Genomic DNA, 22,041 nt, shown 5'->3' on the forward strand with positions numbered 1-22,041 from the left:
TTCCCTGTTGCCACGCGGGATGGGAACTGCTATAAGCACACCATGAAATGCCGGGTATTTCTCTCTCTGCTATCCGCCGCGCTCATCCTCTCCATTTCCACGGGCTGCATCATCTCCCACTGCACCACGCCCGGAGACGGAACAGCGTCCGCCTCCGCCGTGCGGCCAGGGCTGGAAGGCGAATTGAAAAAAGACGTCCGCTATCTGGCAAAAACCTGCCACCCCCGTCCGGCAGGCTATGAAAAGAACCAGGCCAAAGCCGTGGAATACGTTGCCCGCTCCCTGGCGGACACCGGAGCCAAAGTCACCTGTCAGCCCTTCACTGCAGACAAGCGCACCTTCGTCAACGTCAGCGCCGTCTTCCCCGGAAAATCAGCCAAAAGAGTTATCGTAGGAGCGCACTACGATACCTGCGGAGACACGCCCGGAGCAGACGACAACGCCAGCGGAGTCGCCGGCCTGCTGGCACTGGGGCGCATGCTCAAAGGCATCTCGCCGCAATACACCATTGAACTCATCGCCTACGCCAACGAGGAACCACCGTACTTTGCCACGGAACACATGGGAAGCGCACAGCACGCCCAGAAACTTTACACGGAACAAATAGGCATCAAGGCCATGATCTGCCTGGAAATGATCGGCTACTTCTCCGACAAGGAAAACAGCCAGACCTATCCGGGGCCCGGCATGGGGACGCTGTATCCGGACAAGGGAAACTTCATCGCCATCGTAGGCAACTGGGACAGCGTCAGGCTGGGCCGCGACATCCAGAAAAGCATGCGTCCCTTCCTTCCCACCGTCCGCCTCAACCTGCCGCAGATCAAGGGCATGTGCATGGACTTCTCCGACCACCGCAACTTCTGGGCTAAAGACATGCCTGCCGTGATGATCACGGACACGTCCTTCTTCCGCAATCCGAACTACCACCAGCCCGGAGACCTTCCGGAAACGCTGGACTACCGCCGCATGGCCCAGGTGGTCCGCGGCGTCCACCAGGCCGTTCTGCATCTGGCGGCGGAAGAAAAATAAAGTCCCCCGCGCTGTGCTCGGCGTCAAACGGCCTGGCCGTCCATAATCGTGATGATGCGGTCGCCCCGCCGGGCCAGGTGTTCGTCATGAGTCACGATCACCAGCGTCTTGCGGGACTCGTCCGCCAGGCCGAACAGCAGGTCCAGCACTTCCGCACCATTCTTCCTGTCCAGATTCCCCGTAGGCTCATCCGCAAAAATAATGGGGGCGTCGTTCGCCAGCGCACGTGCAATGGCCACGCGCTGCTGTTCCCCGCCGCTCAATTCGCCCGGCAGATGGTTCAAGCGGTGGGACAGGCCCACGCGGTCCAGCAATTCCGTAACGTACTCCACGCGCGGTCTTTTGCCGATGGACGAAGCCAGGCAGGCATTCTCCAGGGCCGTCAATTCCGGCATCAGCAGATAATTCTGGAAAATGAACCCCATGTTCCTGTTGCGGAAAATGGAGCGCCCCGTGGCGGACAGGGAATAAATATCCGTGCCGTTGATCGTCACTTTCCCCTCCTGGGGCGTTTCCAGTCCGGCGAGCGTGTACATCAGAGTCGTCTTTCCGGCGCCGCTGGGGCCGCACAGGAACACCTTCTCCCCGGCGGCAATATGCAGGTTCACCCCGTGCAGAATCTCAATGGACTTCTTGCCGATGGAATAGCTGCGGTGGAGGTTGGCGGCGGTAATCACGGAATCAATATAGCGGAATGGCCGCCGGATTAAAGTTCTATATTGTCGATAAGACGCACGTCGCCGAAATACACGGCGGCGGCCATCAGGGCCGGCTCCCGGTTCTCCTCCAGGGGCTGCATGGTCTCCGCGTCCACAATCTCCAGGTAGTCGATCCGCGTGCCGGGAACGGCTTCAATCATCGCGGCGGCATGATCCTTCACTTCCCGGACTCCCGTCCCGGACCTGAACTCGTCCCTGGCCTGGAGCATGGCCTTCCGTATCACGACAGCCTGTTCCTTCTGCTCCGGAGACAGCCGGGCGTTCCGGGAAGAATAGGCAAGGCCGTTCTCATGCCGCACGATCTCCGCACCGTGGATGCGCACCGGAATATCCAGGTCGCGCACCATGCGGCGGATAATCGCCAGTTGCTGGTAATCCTTCTTCCCGAAGATGGCGTCCGTAGGCTGCACCAGATTGAAAAGTTTGGCCAAAACCGTGCAAACCCCGGAAAAATGTCCCGGCCGTGACGCACCGCACAGCGTAGTGGACAAAAAACCTTCCTCCACGCTGATGCTGCGCTCTCCGGCATACATCTCTTCCGGAGCCGGGGAAAACACGTAATCCACTCCGGCGGCTTCGCACAACTCCAAGTCCTTCTCCGGAGTGCGGGGATAGGTCTGCAAGTCGGAAGTATTGTTGAACTGGATGGGGTTGACGAAAATGCTGGCAACCACCACGCCGTCCTCCCCGGCCAGCTTTCTGGCCTGCTCCAGCAGAGAACGATGGCCGCTGTGGAGAGCCCCCATCGTGGGAACGAGAACAACGGGATCATTCTGCCGGTGGTGTTTGGACAGGGCTCCCTTCAACTGAGCCTTGGTCGAAAAAGTTTGCATGCGCATAAAGTGGCCTCATGATGACAAAAGTTCAATCCTGAAATATGGCTAGAAGATTGACGCATGCCATTCCACATGTAAACTGGCAAAGTCAGAAGACGCTAAAAATTATGAGATTCTTCAAAACAGCATTATGTGTATCCGCTGCAATGGCATTCAGCGCCACTGCCAACGCCGAACTGAAAGTAGCTACAGTGGACGTGCAGAAACTCTTTGCCGACTACTACAAAACGCATGAAGCCCAGGCGGAAGTGGACAAGGCGGCGCAGGCGGTCCAGCAGGATAACAACACCCGTGCGGAAAGCATCAAGAAGATGGAAGCCGATTTCACCGAAATGGTCAAAAAGCTCCAGGACCCTTCACTGAATGAAAAGGACAAAAAAGACCTGGAACAGAAAGCCCAGATCACGCGCCAGCAGGCGATTGCCCTGGAACAGGAACGCCGCACTTATGTGGAGCGCCAGCTCAAATCCCTTCAGGAACAAATGAAACTGCGTTCCACCAACATCATGGGTGAAATCACCAAGGTTGCGGAAGGCATCGCCACCAAGAGCAACTACGACCTTGTTCTGGATAAGAGCGCCCAGGCCCTCCGTTCCAACAACGTCTTCGTTTACACCAAGCCCAGCATGGACATCACCCCCACCGTGATGAAAGAACTCAACAAGGACGCGCCCGCGGGCTTTGATCCCACCAAGAAAAAGACCCCGGCCGTTCCCGCCGCGCCTGCGGCCCCGGCCAAGTAACCCTTGACATTGCCCCCGGGAAGGCGGAATCATATCCGCATGAAGCTTTCACTTGAAGCCGTGGCCGCCCTCACCGGGGGAACAATCCTCTCCGGCGATCCCGAACTGAATGTGTTCGGGGTCGCTTCTCTTCTTGATGCCACCCCGGAGGAAGCCTCCTTCCTGGGCAACGAGAAATACTTTGAAGACTTCCTGAACACTTCCGCGGGAATTGTCCTGGTGCCTCCGGGACTGCCCAAATATCCGGAAAACGTCGCCTTCGTTGAAGTAGCCAACCCGTCCATGGCCTTCAATGCCCTGGTCAAATACTTCAAGGCTTCCTCCTATAAGTTCGTGCCCGGTATTCATCCCACGGCCATCATCGACCCTTCGGCGAAAATCAATCCGGACAGGGTCCGGGTGGGAGCCTATACCTGCATTGGCGCGCACTGCGAAATAGGCGACGGCACGGACATAGGCAACGCCTGCCAGATCGGCGACGGCGTCACAATGGGGGAAAACTGCCGCCTGCACGCCAACGTCACCATCCGCGAGCGCTGCAAGCTCGGCAGCCGCGTCACCATCCAGCCCGGCGCCGTCATCGGCTCCGACGGCTTCGGCTTCCTGATGGGGGACAATGGACGCTATGTAGGCATCGACCAGGTAGGCATCGTGGAACTGGGAGATGATGTGGACGTAGGCGCCAACACGACGATTGACCGCGCCCGGTTCGGCCGCACCGTCATCGGGGAAGGAACCAAGATAGACAACCTCGTCCAAATCGGGCACAACGTTGTGGTGGGCAAGCACTGCATCATTGTCGCACTATCCGGAATTGCCGGCAGCACCCATGTGGGGGACTACGTCACCATCGCGGCCCAAGTAGGTATTGCCGGCCATCTCAAAATTGGTTCAAAATCCACGCTGGCGGCACAAACGGGCGTTACCGCGGACATTCCGGAAAACGCTGCCTGCTGGGGCACTCCCGCCTCACCCTTCAAGGATGCCTGCCGCCAGTACGCGGCCATCAAAAAACTGCCGGCCCTCATCAAGGAAGTCCATTCCCTCAAGAGGAAGCTGGATTCACCCGGAAACTAGGCAGGAACAAAGCAGCCGGGGACGGAGCCGCACAAGCTCCATCCCCCTGTAAACACTGTTCAGGCCTGCCCCGTTCCCCAGCGGCGGTGAAGGAACCGTTCCAAAGGTGAAAACAGAATCTTGTCCGACAGGAGCCCGATCACCACGATCACGAACATGATGCCCACCACCTGCTCCATCGCGTTCAGCTCACGCCCATAGTGCAGAAGCTGCCCCAGGCCGAACCCGGTCAGAATGGGCACGAAAATCTCCGCCGCCATCAGGGAGCGCCATGCGAAAGCCCAGCCCTGTTTCATGCCGCTCACCACAAACGGGGCGGAAGCGGGCAAGGTAACGTGGATCAGGCAGTAAATGGGCCCGGCGCCCATCGTGCGGGCGGCCCTGGCATAAATGGGCGGCACATTCCGCATGCCGTTGGCCGTAGCCAGGATGACGGACCACAGGGTACCCATGATCACCACAAACAGCATGGCGGACTCTGTCTGCCCGAACCACAGAGTGGCCAGGGGAACCCAGCACACGCTGGGAAGAGCCTGGAACCCCAGGGAAACCAACCCCAGCGTATTCTGCATCAACTGGAACCGGGAACACAGCATGCCGAGGGGAATCCCCATCACCAGGCCGATGCCGTAACCCAGCCCCAGCCTCTTCACCGTAATCCAGGAAGCTTCCTCCAAAGCGCCGTCCGCAAAGGACGAGCGCAGGTATTCCCAAACCTCCAGCGGAGAGGGGAACAAATAAGGCTTCCAGACCTTCTCATCGCTCAAATACTGCCATACCCAGATGACAACAATGAAAAACACGAGCGAACACGCGTGGGCTCCCCATTTGGACCATCTGTTCCTGTTCATTTCGCAGCTCCTTTCAAATCACGGGTGATGCGGGACGACAGCAGGGCCAGCTCCTGGCTGTTGATATCCCTGGGATGGGGCAGATCCACGGAATACTCCTCGCAAATTCGTCCCGGATGCGGAGTGAACAAAATCACGCGGTCCCCCAGGCACACGGCTTCCCGCATATTGTGGGTAACAAAAATAATCGTCATGCCCCACCTGAGGTGGATATCCTGGATATCCTGGTAAAGCTGCTCCCGGGTCATGGCGTCCAACGCGCCGAACGGTTCATCCATCAACAAAATGCGGGGATTCGTCGCCAGTGCGCGGGCCAGGGCCACGCGCTGCTTCATTCCCCCGGAAAGCTCGTGAATGTGGGCGTGCATGCAATCCTGAAGCCCCACCAGCTCCAGATTCTTCTCTGCAATGGCCATGCGCGCGCCGCGCGTCAGACCGGGCACCAGCTTCAGGCCGAACATCACATTCCCCAGCACGTCCAGCCACGGAAACAGGGCGGACTCCTGGAACATCACGGTACGGTCCCGGCCCGGCCCGCTCACGGGAATGCCATCCAATTCCACCGTGCCGGAAGAGGGGAACTCAAGCCCGGCGATAATATTCAGCAAAGTAGTCTTTCCGCAGCCGCTGGGGCCTACCAGGCAGACAAACTCCCCGGCCTTGATATTCAGGTTGATGCCCTCCAGCGCCTCCACCTTTCCCCGCCGTCCTTCAAACACCTTGGACACTCCGGCGATGCGCAGCTTGCATCCGCCCGGCCCGCAATGCTCTTCTCCCATAATCATCCCTGCGTTTCCTCCTTCATGGCCAACTGTTTCTCCTCTACCGCCTCCGGTGTCACCAGGCCGGAAACGTCGGGAACCTCCTTCATGAATCCGGCATGATAGGCGTCTTGCACAAACTGCTGCAGCTTGGGGATGGAAATCTTGTCCTTCATGTGAATGCTCTTCCATGCCCGGGCAATCAATTCCGGTTCAATCCTGGAATGGGTAAGCTCCTCCAGCTCCTTCACCACGATGGCCTGGGCCTCCTCCGGATTCTCCCGTATCCACTGGTTCAGCTCTTCATGCGCCTTCACGACGGCCTGCGCCACGTCGGGCTTCTCCTTTAAAAATTCAGACCCGCACACCAGTACCGTGGCTATGGACTCCTTCTCGTCCACCAGCACCTTCCCTTTGGCCATCATCACCAGGCGGCTCACCCAGGGCTCCACCGTCCAGACACCGTCCAGTTTCCCCTGGCGGAACAGGCTCAACTGCTCCGGATTGGGCGTAGGAAGAATCTTCACGTCCCCGCCGCGCTGCGTCACATGCAGGCCGCCGCGGGAAAACCAGGCACGGGCGGAAACATCCTGCGTATTGCCAAGCTGGGGCGTGGCTATCACCTTGCCCCGGAAATCCTGCGGTTCCCTCAGGTCGGAATCCTGCGGCACCACCAGGGAAGCGCCCCCTTCCACGGCTCCGGCGATCATCCTGATATCATGGCCGCGGGAACGGACAAACGCATTGATGGCGGGACTGGGGCCCACATACGTCAATTCAATGGACCGGGCAAATATCGCCTCCATCGCGCTGGGCCCGGCGTTGTACACATACCAGTTGATCTTGACATCCTTCCCGGTGGCCTTCTTCACGCGCTCTTCAAACCACCCGTTCCCCTGTCGGGAAAAATGGTGGGCCACCAGGCCCTGCACATGGGTCACATTCGGAAAATGGCCGAAATTCAATTCAATCACATTCGTATCCTCTTTCTTCCCGTCCCGGCAGGAAACGAGAGACAGGCAGAGGGAGGCGGCCAGGAACAACAGGGGGAATCTTGAAAAAAGCATGAGGTATCAGAAAAATGGTTGCAGGCTCACGGCATCTTGGCCGCACCCTTTCAGGCTCCGACTAGCAGAAAAAGACATCTGCGGCAAGTTTCCGCATGTGACGACTTTTTCACAATGGACAGCCGGATTGCCGATTCTGTTGAAAAACTCCCCCATTCTGCAACCCGCAAAATCCGGTCTATTGACAAGGACGTGCGTTCCCGCTACAAAAAAGCGCTATTTGCCCCTCTATGCCGAACAAAACGCACCAGCCGCATTTCGGAGCATGGCTCAACCTGCCTCCGCCCGGGGACGAACGGGTGCGCCCTGCCGTCAAATACAGATGCACCCTTCTGCTGCTCCTTTACTGGGGTATTCTGTCCGCTGTGCCGCAGGCAGGAAACAATGTGATGGAAGTTGGCCCCTCCTTCTCTCCCTGGATAGCGGCTCTGGAGCTTACCCCCCTCATCCTTGTTCCGGCATTCCTGTGCCTCGTCCCCCGTACGGGGTCCCAATGGAGGGCCCTGATGATTGCCGCGTATGCGGGACTGGCGCTGTGCCTGTTGCTGAATCTGTCGCTTCCTTCGGACGGCTCGTGGGGAGACCTTCCCCTGGCGGGTCCCTACGGCACGCTTGCCTGGCCCGCAGACGGCCACTGCGAATGGCTCATTACGCTCCCCCGCTTCTCCTCCTTCTGGAGCCTGCTCATCTATGTATCCCTTTCCAGCGCCGGAACCTCTCCCATCCTGCGCCTGCTGGCGCTCGTCTGGTGGTTCCTGCTATGCCTGGCCCCCATCAATACCGGAATAATAGGATACGCGGACCTGCTGGGCCCCCTGGTCATCATCGCCGCCATTCTGGCCTGCATGCACCTGGCGGACAAACGCAACGCCTGACACGGCATGCCGTTCCTGCCGGAAAGGCAAAGACCATCTTCCCGTTCCTGCGCAATGGGGAAAAATCTGGCCTTCCCGGTTGAAAAACTCTCCCGCAGTCCGGCAAAGGAGAATACTGTTTCCATCGCCATTCCCCTGCCGTGGAACCGAAAACGGACATGGTGCGGACGGCTCAATGTCAAAGGGCTGTTCCACACCCGGTGAAACAGCCCTTTTCCAAGTTCATTCCAAGCCTCCTCTACTTCCAGATCACCTCAAAAATATTCACGGAAGTATCCTTCTTGCCCGTAAGGCCGATAGCCTTGACCGGCTTCTTGACGGACTTCAAATTCAAGGTGGTCACTTTTTTCCCCTTGCCCAGACTGCCCACGGGAACCCAGCGGCCATCCGCGCCGCAGGCCTGAACGGTGGCTTCCCTGCCGTCCGACAGGACGATGGCCGAATTCGCCCGCGGAGAAGTGCAGGGAATCTCCACCCGCTCCGGGGACAACTCCACGGGCAGGAACGTAGCCAGGTTGAAATCGCCGGCCGCGCCGCTGTTGCCGTCCTTCTTGCCCTTGTTGGCAAGATGGAGCTTGAACTCTTCCAGGGTCACCTCCTGCGGGGATGAACCGGCATTCACCAGCTTGACTCCTTTCACCACTCCGCCGATCTCTGCGGAGCCGTCCGCTTTCAGCGGCACTTCCGTCCAACCCTTCCCGTCCATGGAAATAAACAGTTTGGCCCACTTCATGTCCGGCGTCTTCAGATTGATGGACGCGGACTCCACGGCCGCTCCGGCGGGAATTTGAAGCCCCAGAGACTTCCTGGGGGGCAGAGGGTGCACCTCCATGATGCGCTTCAGGGAAATATCCCTGTCCCCGGTCTCGGCCACGGCGCTCTTGAAAGCGGGAGCGTCCGTCAGCACGGAAGGAGCGGCGGGGGCGTTCACCTTGAAATCGCGGATGGCCGTCCACACGTCAGACTTGCCGCCGGGAACACCCTGCACCGTGGCGCGGTAGCGCACAAAGCGGCCTTTTTTCCCGCTGCCCTGGTATTCCACGCGCACGCCGCTCGTTTCCGGCATCAGGGGCGACCATGACTGTCCGTCCATGGACACTTCCAGCTGTCCCTTGTTCACGGCATCCTTATCGGAATCATTCCGGCCCATCACGATGGAAACGGTGCGTATCTCGCGGGGAACGCCCAGGTCCACGCCGAAAAAGTCGCCCTTCTTCTGCACTTCCTTGCAGTAAAAATAGGATTCGGGATCGTCATCCAGCATCTTTTCAATGCCGTTCTTCAGCTTGGTGGAAACGTAGGGCTTCACCCGCCCCACGGCCTGACCGCTCACGCGGGAAAGCACGGGAGTGGACCCCAGGTCCAGCAACTCGCGCACGGCGGGCGCCATCACCAGTTCGGACGGCTTGACGGCCGTCTGCCACGGGGAATTCTTCTTGGTCACCTCCGTCACGTGCTTGTTGATGGCCTTGCTGATCTCCTTGCTGTAGCGCTGCATCTCCGCCAGCAGGCAGGCGGCCTCCATGGCGTAATTCAATGCCGCGGAGGAATTCCCCGCCTCCGTGGCCTCCAGCATCTGCATGCTGTTCAGCCCCGCCTTGCCGAGGGATTCAAACTGGATCAGCCAGGGCTCCACTTCCGCGACAAAGGCGGGATTGTTCGACTTGGCCCGGATTACGTCCGGAGCCTGGGCCATCTTGGCAAACTCGGCCTTCAGGCGTTCAAACGCCTTGCTGTCTGCCACCTTAGCGCCGCGGCGGCACTGGTCCAGCACCTGTTCCACCACGGGGGCGATTTCCACGGACTCCTCCTTGCGGTAATTGTGCCCGCTCGGACCGCCGTCGCTATTGTGGTTGGCAAACGTCTGCATCGCGGAGGCGCAGCCGGGGAACAAAATGCGGATGCTGTCCTTCCACGTCTTGTCGGAATCATACGCCTTGGCGTTCCAGGTCATGTTCGCCACGCTGAACAGGGAAATCTTGGAGGCCTCCGGCTTGTCCATCGGATTGGAGGCGAACCCCTGCATGTACGGCATGGCGTCCGCATCCACGCCGTAAGTGCGTCCCAGGAACAGGGCATGGCGGACGTAATCCGTCACCGGGAAATTCCACCAGATGAAAGCGGGTCTCTGCAAAAACTTGTTGATTCCCTTCAAGGCCGGGGTACGGATATCGCTCACGATGCCAGACCCCGTCCACATGATGCCGATGTCCTTGTCCAGATGTTCCCCCATCACCTCATGATAACGGCCTCCGCCGCCGGAATACGCCGTGGGGCACACGATCAGCGGGGTTACGTCCGGCTTCTTGTGGATAAACTCCTTGTTCAGGTAATTCAGGAACTCCACCTGGCCTTCCGGCTTGGCACCCTCCCCGCCAATGTCGTCGAAAAACACGGCAAAGGAGCGGAACCCCAGATCATACATCATCTCAAACTTCTTCACGGCCGCCTTCCGGTCCGCCTCTCCCCAGTGAATATCCGCACCGGGGTGAACGGCCCAGACGAAATTCACCTTGTTTTCCTTCGCGATCTTCACCAGCTCCTTCAAATCCTTGGCCATATCCGCCGGATAAGGTTCCCGCCACCTCTTGGAAAAACCGTGGAACACGTCGTCCTTCGGGCCGTAGATGTAGGTATTCATCTTGTACTTCCCGTAAAACTTGAACTGGCTGATGCGGCCTTCCTGCCCCCACGGCAGCCCGTAAAAACCTTCAATAGTGCCGCGGAACGGAACATCCGGCCAGTCCAGAACCTCCACCTGCGGAATCGTCACGCCGGAGGGCGTCTTCTCCGCCAGTTGAAGCAGGGTCTGGGCCGCGTAAAACAGACCCTCGTCGTCATACCCCGTCATCCGGATTCCCTGCGGTGTCACGCTCAGGGAATAGGCGCCCGCCTTCTGCGGAATATTCCCGGCAGGCTTCTTGCTCCCCTTGATGATGGACATCTGAACGGGCAGCCCGTTCGGAGACAGCGCGAACATGCTCTTCAACGCGTTCATGGTGGGGGCATCCTTGGCGCCGATCAGCTTCAGCGCGGGAACCGTTACGGAACCACCGCTCCTGGTCATCTTCTGGGGAATGGGGTACACCGGCATCCTGGACGCTTTTTTCGCGTGACCGGATGCGGCCGCGGATGAAGTGGAGGGGGCGGAAGACTGGGCAAACAGAGGCAGGGCAAGCCCGGCTCCGAGCGCCGTGACCGCCATCATGGATCGGAAGGGAATCAAGTTCATAAGTGTAAAATAAAAGCCTGTACGGGACAAGTCCACGTAAATACGGACCAATCGCCTCACTTCTAGCAGGATGGCCCCTGCATGTCAAATTACTTCGCCCCGGTACGGAAAGCTGCCCATCGTAACGACTGTGCCATGAAGACTGAACCCATTCCTGCGGGCATCGCTCCTGCGGCCCCCGTCCCCTCCATGCGTACTCCGGTCCGTACCGCCATACGCGCCGCAGAAGAAGTCAATTCCCGAAGCGGAAAAAATGAAAACACATTCGAGGGGAACGAAACGGGCAGGCAGCCGCCCCGGAAAGGAATACTGAAAATAAACTCAGAAATTGTTCTTCTTCAACCCCTGGCAGGGAAAAATCCGGAAATATCGAAATAGACGACCACTTCCTTGCCTTTTTTCGTCCTGATCGTAATCACATCATAGAACTTCCCTTCATGCTGGACGAGCCGCTGCTGGAGCTTTTCATAACTCCCGTATTTCTTCTTAAGCCATTTCCTTTCGGCAGGGACACCATCCATCGAACTTGTTGCGCCAACGATCACGACGGCCTCTTCAAAGCTGGAACCGTCTCCGCCTTTATAAGTAATACGAGAGGCTGCCTCTTTTTTCCCTACCTTCGCGGGCATGGCTGGATCTTCGGTTTCGGCAACGGCGCACAGGCCGGGGACCAGCGCAAGAAATAAAACGGGCAGCAAGGTTTTCATACTCTATGAGATATAAGAAGCGCTCATTCCCATGTAAAGTTTTTTAAGACAAGAACATCCGCATGGCCGCATCAGGAAACGGCATACGGGAAAACATAGCAACAAATCCCTGCCTCCTTTCACCTGCGGAACCATTCCCGACCTACAACCGCGCCGCCACTTCGTTTAAAGTCCCGACACGGGCCGTGGCGCAAGTCGGCCCATTTCCGGAGGAAAACAGAAAATTCCGTCCCACGCCGGCGGAAAGGGCTGCCCGAATATCCCGTTCCCGGTCGCCGACGGACACGCAGGACGCCATATCCAGGCCGTGCGCGGTACAGGCTTTCAAAAACAGGCCCGGATTCGGCTTCCGGTCGGGATGGCCGTCATCCACGCTGGGGCAGTGGAACACGTCAGCGATCTCCGCCCCGGCGTTGCGGAACACCTCCTTCATGTAATCCGTCAGCCGTGAAAAATCCTCTTCCGTAAACATGCCGCGGCCTATGCCGGACTGGTTGGTCACCACGATCACCAAATACCCCTTCTCCTTCGCCCGGCGGCAAAGCTCCAGAATTCCCGGCACCAGTTGGAAATCCTCAATGCGGTGCACATACCCCCCGTCCACATTCACCACACCGTCCCGGTCCAGAAACAGGGCTTTACGTCCATACATTTCCTGTTCAACCAGCTCGCAGACCAGATGGCCCACGGCAATGTGCATCTCCTGAATATTATTCGTGGCATCGGAAGGAACGGCAATGCAGAAATCCGCCTGCTCCTTCATGGCGCCTCCGCCCCGCCCCGTAAGGGCTGCGGTCCGGATGCCCATGCTCCGCGCCAGCTCCATCGCCAGCACGATATTCCGGCTGTTGCCGCTGGTGGAAAGCCCCACCAGCAGATCTCCCGCACGTCCTACGCCTTCGAGCTGCCGGGCAAACACGGTATCATACCCGTAATCATTCCCGACGGCGGTCAGAATGGACGTATCCACCGTCAGGGCCAGGGCGTTCATGGCCGGACGGTTCAACTTGTAGCGTCCCACCAGTTCCGCGGCCAGGTGCTGGGAATCCGCGGCAGACCCGCCATTGCCGCAGAACATGATCTTGTTCCCGGTCCGGAGGGTGTCCGTGCAGGCGCGCGCCACCGTTTCAATATCCCCGGACAAAGCGGCCAGCGCCCTGAAATTGTCCGCTATCCCTAAAATCTGTTCCTTGATGTAATCGCTCATTCCGGTCTCTTCTTCATGCGGTTGATAATATCGGTGGAGGAAAAGCCCTCCAGCCGGGGCAACTCAACGGCCCTGCCCCCATAGGACACCACATACTGCCCTTCCGGCCAGCGTTCCAGAGGATACCCCTCCTTGGCGATCATGTCCGGGCGCAGCTTCTCGATCAGCGGAAGCGCGGTATCCTCGTCGAAAAGAACCACGTAATCAATGAAATCCAGAGACGCCAGCAGCAGGGAACGGAGTTCCTCGTTATTGACGGGCCTGTCCTCCCCCTTCAGCCGCTTGATGGACGCATCCGTATTCAGCCCCACAAAAAGCACGTCGCAGGCCTCGCGAGCCTTCATGAACGAATGCAGGTGGCCCAGATGCAGAAGATCGAAACAGCCGTTCGTAAACCCCACCACCTTCTTTTCCTTCCGGAAGTGTTCCGCCAGTTCCGCAGCGGCTTCCGCCGTCAGGATATTGTTCCGGTGATGCCAGGAGGAAACCTTGCGGGCCTTCTCCTCCAGCGCTTCTTTCAACTCCCCTCCGGTCACGCTCGCCGTGCCGAACTTGCCCACCACGATTCCGGCGGCCACGTTGGACACGACCAGCGCCTCCGGCACCGTGGCGCCCGCCGCCAGGGCCGCTCCCAGGCTGGCCAGGGAGGTATCTCCTGCCCCGGATACGTCAAACACCTCGCGCGCCTCCGTGGGAATGCACACAAAATCGGCGGGATTGGAGGAGGGAATGAAAATCATCCCGTGCTCGCTCAAAGTCACGAGCAAATTCTCAATGCCGAACTCGTCAAACAACCTCGCGGCGCCTTCCAGGGCCGCCTTCTCCCACCCCGGAACGGAGGGATTCAAACGGACCCCCGTGGCCTCCTGAAACTCCTTCATATTCGGCTTCACCAAAGTAGCCCCGCCGTAACGGGAATAATCCGCTCCCTTGGGGTCCACGATGACGGGCTTTCCGGCCGCACGGCACCGGGCAATCACGGCGGGAGCGGTTTCCCCGTCAAACAGGCCCTTGCCATAATCGGACAAAAGGACAAGATCGGCATCCGGCAGGCAGGCGTCCACCCGTTCCAGGAACCTGGCGGACAGTTCCGGCGCCATCTTCAACTCCTGCTCCTGGTCCGCCCTCAGCAAATGATGTTTTCCCGCCACAAAACGGATCTTCACCGTCGTCTCGTAATCCCGGCACTCCACCAACTCAGGGGTGCAGCACGTATCTTCCAGAAAAGCCTTCACCTGCCGTCCGTTCGCATCGTCTCCCACCACGCTGACGAAGGTGGTCCGGCACCCCAGAGCGCACAAATTGGACACCACGTTCCCCGCGCCGCCCAGCATGCGCGTCTCCCTGTCCATCCTCATGATGGGAACGGGAGCCTCCGGAGAAATCCGGGTGACGCTGCCGTACAGAAACTTGTCCAGCATCACGTCCCCGATGCAGAGAATGCGCACCTGGGGAAATCCATCAATCAATGTATGCAGCCGGTTCATGGAGACGTTTCTTTCTACCATGCCCCGCCTGATAAGGCAAGGACAGTTGAAAACCGGCGGGAAACCGGGAAAAAGGCAAAATCCCCGTCTCCCCGGACTGCCTGCGGCATCTCCCTGCCCCCTCCGGACCGCAAAAAATGGGTCAGTCACGATAAAAATCTTGACCTCCAGGCGGGAAAGCACTACCTATTGTCTCCCGTTCCCGGACGAATAGAAAAAGGAAAATAAATCATGCGTGAAGTTACCGTAAGAAAAGGTGAACCTATCGATCGCGCTCTCAAGCGCCTCAAAACCAAGCTGGACGTCGAAGGCATTCTTGACGAAATGCGCCGCCGCCGTGCCTTTGAAACCCCGATGGACGAACGCCGCCGCAAGGCCCGTTCCGCCAGCAAGCGCAACAAAGTGAAATGGCGCTTCAACAACAAGAGCGAAGAAGCCGCCGTCGAAACCGCCGAAGCCGCTCCCGTTTCCGCTCCTGAAGCTTAAATCTCCATTGGTTCGGGAATAGAACCTCTTTCAATAAGGGCAACCCTTCTCCAAGGTTTGCCCTTTTTGCTTACCTCAGCAACATGAATCAATCCGCCCAGCTCTTCTCCCGTGCGCGCGCCGTCATACCGGGCGGCGTCAACTCCCCCGTCAGGGCCTTCCGCAACGTGGACGGCGATCCCTTCTTCGTCCAATCCGCCAAAGGCGCCTACATCATGGATGCGGACGGCCGCCAGCTCATCGACTACATCGGCACGTGGGGCCCCGCCATCCTGGGACACGCCCCGGAACCCGTCCTGAACGCCGTACACGCCGCCGTGGACCGGGGGCTGGGCTATGGCATCCCCGCGCCGTCGGAGGTGGACATGGCGGAAATGATTGTCCGCATGGTGCCCTCCGTGGAAAAAGTGCGCATGGTCAACTCCGGTACGGAAGCCACCATGTCCGCGATCAGGCTGGCCCGCGGCTATACCGGACGTCGTAAAATCATCAAATTCATCGGCTGCTACCACGGGCACGTGGACTCCCTGCTCGTCGCGGCGGGTTCCGGCGCGCTTACCTTCGGGGAACCGGACAGCGCGGGCGTTCCCCGGGAAATGACGCAGCTCACCATCACCGTGCCGTACAATGACCGGGAAGCCGTCAAAAAAGCCTTTGAACTCCATGGCCGGGACATCGCCGCCGTCATCCTGGAACCCTTCCCCGCCAACGCCGGACTCTACTTTCCTCAAAACGGCTTCCTCCACTTCCTGAGGGAAATCACCCGCCAGTATGACTCCCTGCTCATCTTTGACGAAGTCATGACGGGCTTCCGCGTCGCCCCCGGCGGCGTCCAGCAGCTTCACGGCATCATGCCGGACCTCACCTGCATGGGCAAGGTCATCGGCGGCGGCCTTCCTGTGGGCGCCTTCGGAGGCCGGGCTGAAATCATGGACTGCCTTTCCCCGCTGGGTCCCGTGTACCAGGCTGGAACCCTCTCCGGAAACCCCGTGGCCATGGCGGCGGGACTGGCGCAGCTCCGGGAACTGCTGGAAGGAAACGCCTATGACCGCTTGGAGCAACTGGGGGCACGGCTGGAGGCAGGCATCCGGGAAGCCATCCGGAAACACGGCAGGAACTACACCTTCCACCGCGCAGGCTCCATGTTCTGCCTCTTCTTCACGGAAGAGGAAGTCTATGACCTGGACACAGCCCAGAAAGCCTCCAAGGCCCTCTTCAAACCCTTCTTCTGGAACATGCTGGAACAGGGTGTTTACTTTGCCCCTTCCCCCTATGAAACGGGATTCATCTCCCTGGCCCATACGGAAGAAGACATTGACCGCACGGTGGAAGCCGTGCATGCCAGCCTCTCCAGGCTCGGCTAACGCGTCACAACCGTTTCATTGCCCGTGGAATACGCCGACCTCCGGCGGCCGCAGTCCACGAATTGGAGTGACAGATGGCGCCCCTTCCCTTATAAGAATGGCATGAGACAGATGGCAGGTTCTATTCTGCTCGCGTCCGCGGCGGTCCTCATGGCAGTTCCGCTGGCAGACGCGGAGGAGAGAACGATCCGACTTACAGAAGAGGAAAAACAGGAACTCAGGGAGGTGAACGAACGTCTGCTGCCCCTCACGTTTCGCTTCCTGTATGACTCCTGGCCTCTGGATATCATGTCCCCCGGTAAAATGCAGGAGGAATTCAACTCCATCCTGCAATGCTACCAGATGATGGAGCAATTCCGGGAAACGGGCAGGCTCCTTCTTCAGACTCCGGACCGCAACACGCCCCTGCACCTCTGCATCGCCATGGGCCTGAACAAGCTGGCTGTCCGGATGATAGAAGCGGGAGCCCCCGTCAACGCCCAAACCGTTTTCCTGCATGACGGCATGAAGGACCCCGGAGACACGCCCCTCATCTGGGCATGTTCGGCGGGCATTTACCAGGACTCGGCGGCAGCGGACAGGCTCCCCGTGGTACAAGCCCTGCTCAGTCACGGGGCGGACCCCGATCTGCCGGGGACGGGAGGCATTACCCCCTTCATGTGGGCCGCCGTCCTCAACAACTCCGACCCGGAACAGGAAAAAATCGCGCTGGCCCTGCTGGACGCCGGCAGCCCGGATCTCAAGCGCAGACTGAACGCCCATGCGCGCGGAACAGGATTCTCCAGCCTTTCCACGGCTATTCTCAAACGGTTGATCGAGGCAGGCTGCGATGTAAACGAACGTTTCTTTGTCAGCAAACAATCGCCCCTCCACTTGCTCTGCACCAGAGAAGAACCGCCGGAGCGAGTGATTCCGCTCATTGAACTCCTCATCAAGGCAGGAGCGGACCCCAACCAACTGGATGTGGACGGCCTGACGCCGCTGATGGCCTGCAATTCCCCGGAAATAGCCCTCTGCCTCATGAACAACGGCGCCAACCCCTCCCTCCGCAACGAAGACGGCCAAACAGCCTATGACTTCCACATGAAAAACGGGTATCGGGAAATTGCGGAAGCCATCAAGAAATGGCAGTCGGCACAGAAAAAAACTGCACGGGACCAGTAAAACACGGCATTCCGCGCTCATTCGCTCATCCCGCAGAAAATGAAGCCGTAATCTCCAAAACGGAAAAAGCGCCCGAGGACAACATTCAAACCGTCTGTCCTTCTTCCCTCTTGTTTACAGGGAACCATCCAAGGACAGGACAAATGCCTATCCCCATGCGGACCTGGCTGCAAACAGGGCAATCCTTGAAGCAACTTTCCGGGAAATGCAAATGTTTCCCGCAAAATTTAAGAAAACATATAACGGCCCCATCCACAATGTCCACAATGTCCACAATGTCCACAATACCCATGATGCCCATGATGCCCCGGCGGACGGCTACTTGAAAGGCCCAAAAAAAGCCGCCTCCCCGAAGGAAGGCGGCTTTGAACATGGAAAAGCGCCTTACTTATTCTTCCGCTTCAATGCCTTCACCGATCATCTTGAGATCTTCCGGCATCTTGCCTGTAGCAAAGTAGCCTTCAATTTCTTCAAGAGAACGGCCCTTGGTTTCAGGCAGGAAGAAGGCCACCGTGATGAAGTACAGCACCGTGATGCCGCCCAGCGTAAAGAACACGCCGGAATAACCGCAGCTTCCCACCCACGGCAGGAAGGAACCGGCAATCACCGTGGACACAAGCTGGTTGATCAGCAGGGCGATCGCCATGCCGTTGGAACGGATGCGGGCAGGCATCAATTCGGACAGGGCCAGCCAGACGCAAACGCCCGGACCTGTGGCATAAAAGGCGATGAAGATGATGAAAAAGGCAGTAACGCCCCAGCCTACCGAGGAATCCGGCTTTTCGCCCAACTCCGCCTTCAGGATGGAAACGGGCTTCATGGCATAGCCGTCCTTGCCGGCCACAACCATCTTGTTGGTGGAATCCGGCACTGCCTTGATGACGGCCAGGGAGGCTTTGTCCTCCTCCTTCTTGATATCCTCAGGTTTCTTCGTCAGTTCGGAAAACTCCACAACGGAAAGCTGCGTGGAGGATCCCATCAGGAACTGGTACCATGCGGGATTGGCTTCCGGCTGGTCATAAGTGATGATCAGCTGCATCCTGTTGATATCCTTGTCCGCCATGCCGTTCTTGGAAAGCAGGTCCTTGACGAATGCGGAATCAGGCGTGCGTTCCAGTTGAAGCGTACGGATGCTGTCCACTTCCTTGCCTTCTTCAAACTGCTTCTGGACGGCGGGGCTCTGCTGCGCCAGCAGGGCCGCTACGTCGGAAGTCACGTCCTTGCGGGCCTTTTCCACATTATTGAACAGGAAACCGGTGCCAAGCAGGCCCACCACAATGCCGGCCGTGCCGATCTTGAGCAGGAACTTGCGGCCCTTGCGGTCCACCAGCATCATGGCAACGATGGTCATCAGGCAGTTCACCACCTTGATGGTGAAATCCGCCCAGTTGGCGGTCGTGCCTTCCAGACCGGCCTGCTGGAACACCTTCACGGAATAGTTCAGCACGGAATTGATACCCGTAGCCTGCGTGAATGCCAGAACAAGAACCGCCAGAATAAAGGGATACACATATTTGCGCTGAAGAAGGGACTCGCCGGAGGAACTCTGCTTCTTCAGCTCTTCCGCCTTCAGCTTCTCTTCCTCTTCAATATGAACCATTTCATCAAACACCTCCTGGGCGCGCACTTCCCCGTAGCTGCGGACGAGCACGGCCATGGCCTCATCCTTGCGTCCGCGGCGGAACAAATAACGGGGGGATTCGCTCAAACGGAAGGAGCCGAAAAACAGGAACAGGCCGGGAATGGCGCAGACCCAGAAAATGGCCTGCCAGGCAATCACCTTTGCGGAAGCCAATTCTTCCTCGCTCACGCCGGAATCCTCCACGCCGCCCACGTAGCTGGCGGCAAGCAGGCCTATCACAGCGGCAAACACCAGACCCACCGTCAGCAGGAACTGGAACATCCCCGTGCCCTTGCCCCGGGACTCCGCACTCAGACATTCCGCCAGATACAGCGGAACCACCACGCCGACGATACCGGCGCTGGCGCCCTGCAAAATGCGGCCCAGCAGCATGATGCCGAACACTTCCTGGGACAGGCAGATCACGGGAATACTCAGCGTGAACAGGGCGGCGGCGATCGTAATCAAAGCCTTGCGCCCCATCTTGTCGGCCAGATAGCCCGCAAACAGGGAGGAAAGCACGCTGCCGAAAAGCACGGCGGCCACCACCTGGGAAAGCTGGGAGGGATTAAACCCGGCCGTCTGCTCAATGTAAGGGAGCGCAGCAGCAATGACGCCGACGTCCACACCGTAGAGAAGGCCGCCCAAACCGGCCATGATGAGGAGGTAGCGCATGTACCGCTTGGCCGCATCCGGGACGGCGGCCTTCATGTTTTCTTGGTCTGTCATGGTCGTTGCATTCTAGTAAAATGACCTTGCTCCGCAACCAAAAAGAGGCCATTTCCACAAAAAACTGGTTCCCGATACCTACCATATCAAGGACAGATCCGTTTTTCACCATCACGGCAAAGGGGGGCATCACAAGAAAACGCGTTTCCCTTGAACGCAACTCCTTCCGAACGCCCACGATCGCGCGGTTACTGCATAGCGGGAGAAGCTCCCTTCCCCAGCCGTTTTTCAATCAGGCTCACGGACAATTCCGCGCACAGCCGCAATTCATTGTCGGCATCATGAATGAGCTCCTTGAGCGCAGCGAGAGACGGTTCCGTCCCAATTTCCCCCAGAATACGCGCGGCGGAACGTTTCAGCACAAAATCATCCGCCTCATTCAGCACTTGGATGACGGCGGCCTCTCCCGTAGGGCCGATGGCCTTGCATTCATCCTCCCACCTCTGGGGATCTTTCTTCCACTCGCTCAAAAGCATCCCGAATGCGTTCTCCTTTTCCGGACCGCGCAGCAAAAATCTCAACAGGGAGGAAGGAACTTCGCAATCAGCCTTCTTCAGCTCTTCCGTAACGTAATACACGACGCGCTGGGCTTCCGCATCCTGTTCCTCCGCCCATACGACCAAGGCGGAAGCCAGGGCGGTCACATACTCGGCGTCGCGCCCCCAAGGCTCCTTGAGCAGTTCCACCAGCCTGGAGGAAACCTCATGGCGCAGCTTGTCGGGCTTCACGGCGGCAAGCCGCTTTGCCGCCGCAATAACGCGCCGAATATCCAGGGATGACAACTCCTTTAAATTCGCCAGTACGAAATACTGGTGCCGTTCATCCTGAAGAGCGGCGGAAGCCGGACGGGCCTCAAACTTGTCCCGGTTCAGGATCACTTCCACAAAAGACCGTTCCTTATCCTCCAGCGTTACTTCCCCCAGCCTGGAGACGACATCTACAAACTCCTTGAAGGTAATCGGCGTGGGTGTGATGACGAACAAACCGCCTCCGGTACCCTTCCGGTCGTAAAACATCGGCTCGTCTCCGGACTGGGTCATCCGTTTCAGATAACTCTTCACCATGTCCCGGTTGGCCGCGTTGACACCTACCACCCACAACCCCAGAACACCCTGGTCCTGCTTGCGGGCAATAGCGGAAAACAGGGGCCTCAGGTCTCCTTCCCCGTAATTCTGAACGGACGCTTTCTGGATGGTATCGGGAGGCAGGACCATGCTGCCGGCGTTGTCTTGAGGAACTTCATCCTCCGGAGCCTGCCCGGAACCGCTCCCGCCAAGCAGGGAGGGATTCACCTTGACGGGATACACATAGGGCAGAGAGGCGATGCCGCCGGCAAGCAAAAGCCCCAGGACAATAAACACCGCCTTGTGCCGGCGCCCTGAAAAAGCCATCAGCGTCCCGGCAAGACAGGCGAAAAACAAAGCGAAAGCCTTCTGTTGCGGCTGAAGCAGCAGGGAAAGGAAGGAGGTTCCATCCATCTCCGTAGAAGCATTGTAAAAAATCCATACGCAACCGGCTCCTATAAGCAGGGAAGCACCCAGGCACACCACTTGGATCAGCCCCGTTTCCATCACGGAGCTCTGAAAAACAGCCCCGCGGTCCTTCCCGAAATTGTCATCGGAGATCCCCTTCGCCCTGGCAAAAGGCTTTTTGGACATCAGCTTTTCCCTGTCGCAAAGAAACTCATGCCCGCACTTGCTGCAACTCACCATGGACCCCTCCTCGGAAGAGGGGACATTGATATGCTGTTTACAGTTGGGACAGTTCAGATTCACTCCCCTTTAATATGATATTTTTGATTCTTTTGCAATACCCGTGTCGCAATCTTTTCTTCACGTTTTTCCGTGCATGAATATTAAACAAAGTTCCCTGTTGATACCATCCGCCGGAGAAAACTTCTTCCCGGACAAAAACATGGCCATTCCTTCTCTGGAAAACATGAACCATATCTTTATTGATAACATATCATTTAAAAACCGGGAAGATGGTACAGGCACGGACACGCATGCATCCCTCCGCACCCCAGTTCCTGGGAGAAAAATTTGCCGTCTTCCCGGCTTTAAAACATGAAAATAGGTATTCCCAA

General features: G+C 58.3%; 19 protein-coding genes and 1 pseudogene. 8 read left to right on the forward strand and 12 right to left on the reverse strand.

Annotated elements, in window-relative coordinates; all coding sequences use genetic code 11:
* Window positions 1–42: 42 nt before the first annotated feature.
* Window positions 43–1,029 (forward strand): M28 family peptidase, encoded by a 987-nt coding sequence (locus HMPREF3039_RS07500; RefSeq protein WP_067952039.1) that lies wholly within the window; start codon window positions 43–45, stop codon window positions 1,027–1,029.
* Between the two features lie 23 nt (window positions 1,030–1,052).
* On the opposite strand, the gene HMPREF3039_RS07505 is transcribed toward HMPREF3039_RS07500, so the two are convergent.
* Window positions 1,053–1,706, reverse strand: a complete 654-nt coding sequence (locus HMPREF3039_RS07505; RefSeq protein WP_067573887.1) for an ABC transporter ATP-binding protein — start codon at window positions 1,704–1,706, stop codon at window positions 1,053–1,055.
* A 29-nt stretch (window positions 1,707–1,735) separates the two neighbouring features.
* Entirely contained in the window at window positions 1,736–2,581 is an 846-nt protein-coding gene (gene panC, locus HMPREF3039_RS07510; protein WP_067574099.1) for a pantoate--beta-alanine ligase, read from the reverse strand.
* A gap of 149 nt (window positions 2,582–2,730) precedes the next feature.
* On the opposite strand from panC, the gene HMPREF3039_RS07515 reads away from it, so the two are divergent.
* Together HMPREF3039_RS07515 and lpxD are read left to right on the forward strand one after the other, a co-directional pair.
* Window positions 2,731–3,327 (forward strand): OmpH/Skp family outer membrane protein, encoded by a 597-nt coding sequence (locus HMPREF3039_RS07515; protein ID WP_067573889.1) that lies wholly within the window; start codon window positions 2,731–2,733, stop codon window positions 3,325–3,327.
* A 39-nt stretch (window positions 3,328–3,366) separates the two neighbouring features.
* Window positions 3,367–4,404, forward strand: a complete 1,038-nt coding sequence (lpxD, locus tag HMPREF3039_RS07520; RefSeq protein WP_067573890.1) for a UDP-3-O-(3-hydroxymyristoyl)glucosamine N-acyltransferase — start codon at window positions 3,367–3,369, stop codon at window positions 4,402–4,404.
* Window positions 4,405–4,463: 59 nt separating this feature from the next.
* Here lpxD and HMPREF3039_RS07525 read toward each other — a convergent pair whose 3' ends face one another.
* The 3 genes from HMPREF3039_RS07525 to HMPREF3039_RS07535 are packed head-to-tail and all read right to left on the reverse strand — an operon-like array spanning window position 4,464 to window position 7,083.
* Entirely contained in the window at window positions 4,464–5,255 is a 792-nt protein-coding gene (locus HMPREF3039_RS07525) for an ABC transporter permease (protein ID WP_067573892.1), read from the reverse strand.
* Entirely contained in the window at window positions 5,252–6,040 is a 789-nt protein-coding gene (locus tag HMPREF3039_RS07530; RefSeq protein WP_067573894.1) for an ABC transporter ATP-binding protein, read from the reverse strand. Before HMPREF3039_RS07530 ends, HMPREF3039_RS07525 begins: the two co-directional genes overlap by 4 nt.
* The gene (locus HMPREF3039_RS07535; protein WP_067573896.1) at window positions 6,037–7,083 is read right to left on the reverse strand and encodes an ABC transporter substrate-binding protein; all 1,047 of its coding nucleotides are present in this window, start codon (window positions 7,081–7,083) and stop codon (window positions 6,037–6,039) included. Before HMPREF3039_RS07535 ends, HMPREF3039_RS07530 begins: the two co-directional genes overlap by 4 nt.
* A 230-nt stretch (window positions 7,084–7,313) precedes the next feature.
* Between HMPREF3039_RS07535 and HMPREF3039_RS07540 the strand changes: the two genes are divergently transcribed.
* Complete coding sequence (locus HMPREF3039_RS07540) at window positions 7,314–7,958, forward strand: hypothetical protein (protein ID WP_067573898.1); 645 nt, start codon at window positions 7,314–7,316, stop codon at window positions 7,956–7,958.
* 238 nt (window positions 7,959–8,196) lie between these two features.
* Here HMPREF3039_RS07540 and HMPREF3039_RS07545 read toward each other — a convergent pair whose 3' ends face one another.
* From HMPREF3039_RS07545 to HMPREF3039_RS07560, 5 genes and pseudogenes are all read right to left on the reverse strand, one after another.
* Window positions 8,197–11,190 (reverse strand): glycoside hydrolase family 84 protein, encoded by a 2,994-nt coding sequence (locus HMPREF3039_RS07545; protein WP_082770171.1) that lies wholly within the window; start codon window positions 11,188–11,190, stop codon window positions 8,197–8,199.
* Window positions 11,191–11,528: 338 nt separating this feature from the next.
* Window positions 11,529–11,897, reverse strand: a complete 369-nt coding sequence (locus HMPREF3039_RS07550) for a hypothetical protein (protein WP_067573911.1) — start codon at window positions 11,895–11,897, stop codon at window positions 11,529–11,531.
* A gap of 142 nt (window positions 11,898–12,039) precedes the next feature.
* Window positions 12,040–12,549 carry a D-glycero-alpha-D-manno-heptose-1,7-bisphosphate 7-phosphatase gene (locus HMPREF3039_RS14605; RefSeq protein WP_343124313.1) on the reverse strand — a complete coding sequence of 170 codons (510 nt, stop codon included), beginning with the start codon at window positions 12,547–12,549 and terminating at the stop codon, window positions 12,040–12,042.
* Window positions 12,550–13,104, reverse strand: a pseudogene (locus HMPREF3039_RS14610) (D-sedoheptulose 7-phosphate isomerase); the annotation flags it as partial. It abuts the gene before it with no gap.
* A complete protein-coding gene (locus tag HMPREF3039_RS07560; protein WP_231863878.1) occupies window positions 13,101–14,612 on the reverse strand; it encodes a PfkB family carbohydrate kinase in 1,512 nt (503 codons plus the stop codon). The gene HMPREF3039_RS07560 and the pseudogene HMPREF3039_RS14610, both read right to left, overlap by 4 nt.
* Before the next feature lie 210 nt (window positions 14,613–14,822).
* Here HMPREF3039_RS07560 and rpsU point away from each other — a divergent pair, with 210 nt between their 5' ends.
* The 3 genes from rpsU to HMPREF3039_RS07575 all read left to right on the forward strand — a co-directional run bounded on the left by rpsU (window position 14,823) and on the right by HMPREF3039_RS07575 (window position 17,605).
* Window positions 14,823–15,077, forward strand: a complete 255-nt coding sequence (gene rpsU, locus HMPREF3039_RS07565; protein WP_067573913.1) for a 30S ribosomal protein S21 — start codon at window positions 14,823–14,825, stop codon at window positions 15,075–15,077.
* Between the two features lie 83 nt (window positions 15,078–15,160).
* Window positions 15,161–16,441 (forward strand): glutamate-1-semialdehyde 2,1-aminomutase, encoded by a 1,281-nt coding sequence (gene hemL / locus HMPREF3039_RS07570; RefSeq protein ID WP_067573915.1) that lies wholly within the window; start codon window positions 15,161–15,163, stop codon window positions 16,439–16,441.
* 102 nt (window positions 16,442–16,543) lie between these two features.
* Window positions 16,544–17,605 carry an ankyrin repeat domain-containing protein gene (locus tag HMPREF3039_RS07575; RefSeq protein WP_082770173.1) on the forward strand — a complete coding sequence of 354 codons (1,062 nt, stop codon included), beginning with the start codon at window positions 16,544–16,546 and terminating at the stop codon, window positions 17,603–17,605.
* A 388-nt stretch (window positions 17,606–17,993) separates the two neighbouring features.
* Here the strand turns inward: HMPREF3039_RS07575 and HMPREF3039_RS07585 are convergent, their stop codons facing one another.
* Together HMPREF3039_RS07585 and HMPREF3039_RS07590 are read right to left on the reverse strand one after the other, a co-directional pair.
* A complete protein-coding gene (locus HMPREF3039_RS07585; protein WP_067952043.1) occupies window positions 17,994–19,955 on the reverse strand; it encodes an MFS transporter in 1,962 nt (653 codons plus the stop codon).
* A 188-nt stretch (window positions 19,956–20,143) separates the two neighbouring features.
* Window positions 20,144–21,667, reverse strand: coding sequence for a HEAT repeat domain-containing protein (locus tag HMPREF3039_RS07590; RefSeq protein WP_067573921.1), 1,524 nt, complete (start codon window positions 21,665–21,667; stop codon window positions 20,144–20,146).
* A 136-nt stretch (window positions 21,668–21,803) separates the two neighbouring features.
* On the opposite strand from HMPREF3039_RS07590, the gene HMPREF3039_RS13785 reads away from it, so the two are divergent.
* Complete coding sequence (locus HMPREF3039_RS13785) at window positions 21,804–22,025, forward strand: hypothetical protein (RefSeq protein ID WP_147549843.1); 222 nt, start codon at window positions 21,804–21,806, stop codon at window positions 22,023–22,025.
* The last annotated feature ends 16 nt before the right edge of the window (window positions 22,026–22,041 follow it).

It is taken from the genome of Akkermansia sp. KLE1798, from assembly GCF_001580195.1.
Lineage (GTDB): Bacteria > Verrucomicrobiota > Verrucomicrobiia > Verrucomicrobiales > Akkermansiaceae > Akkermansia > Akkermansia biwaensis.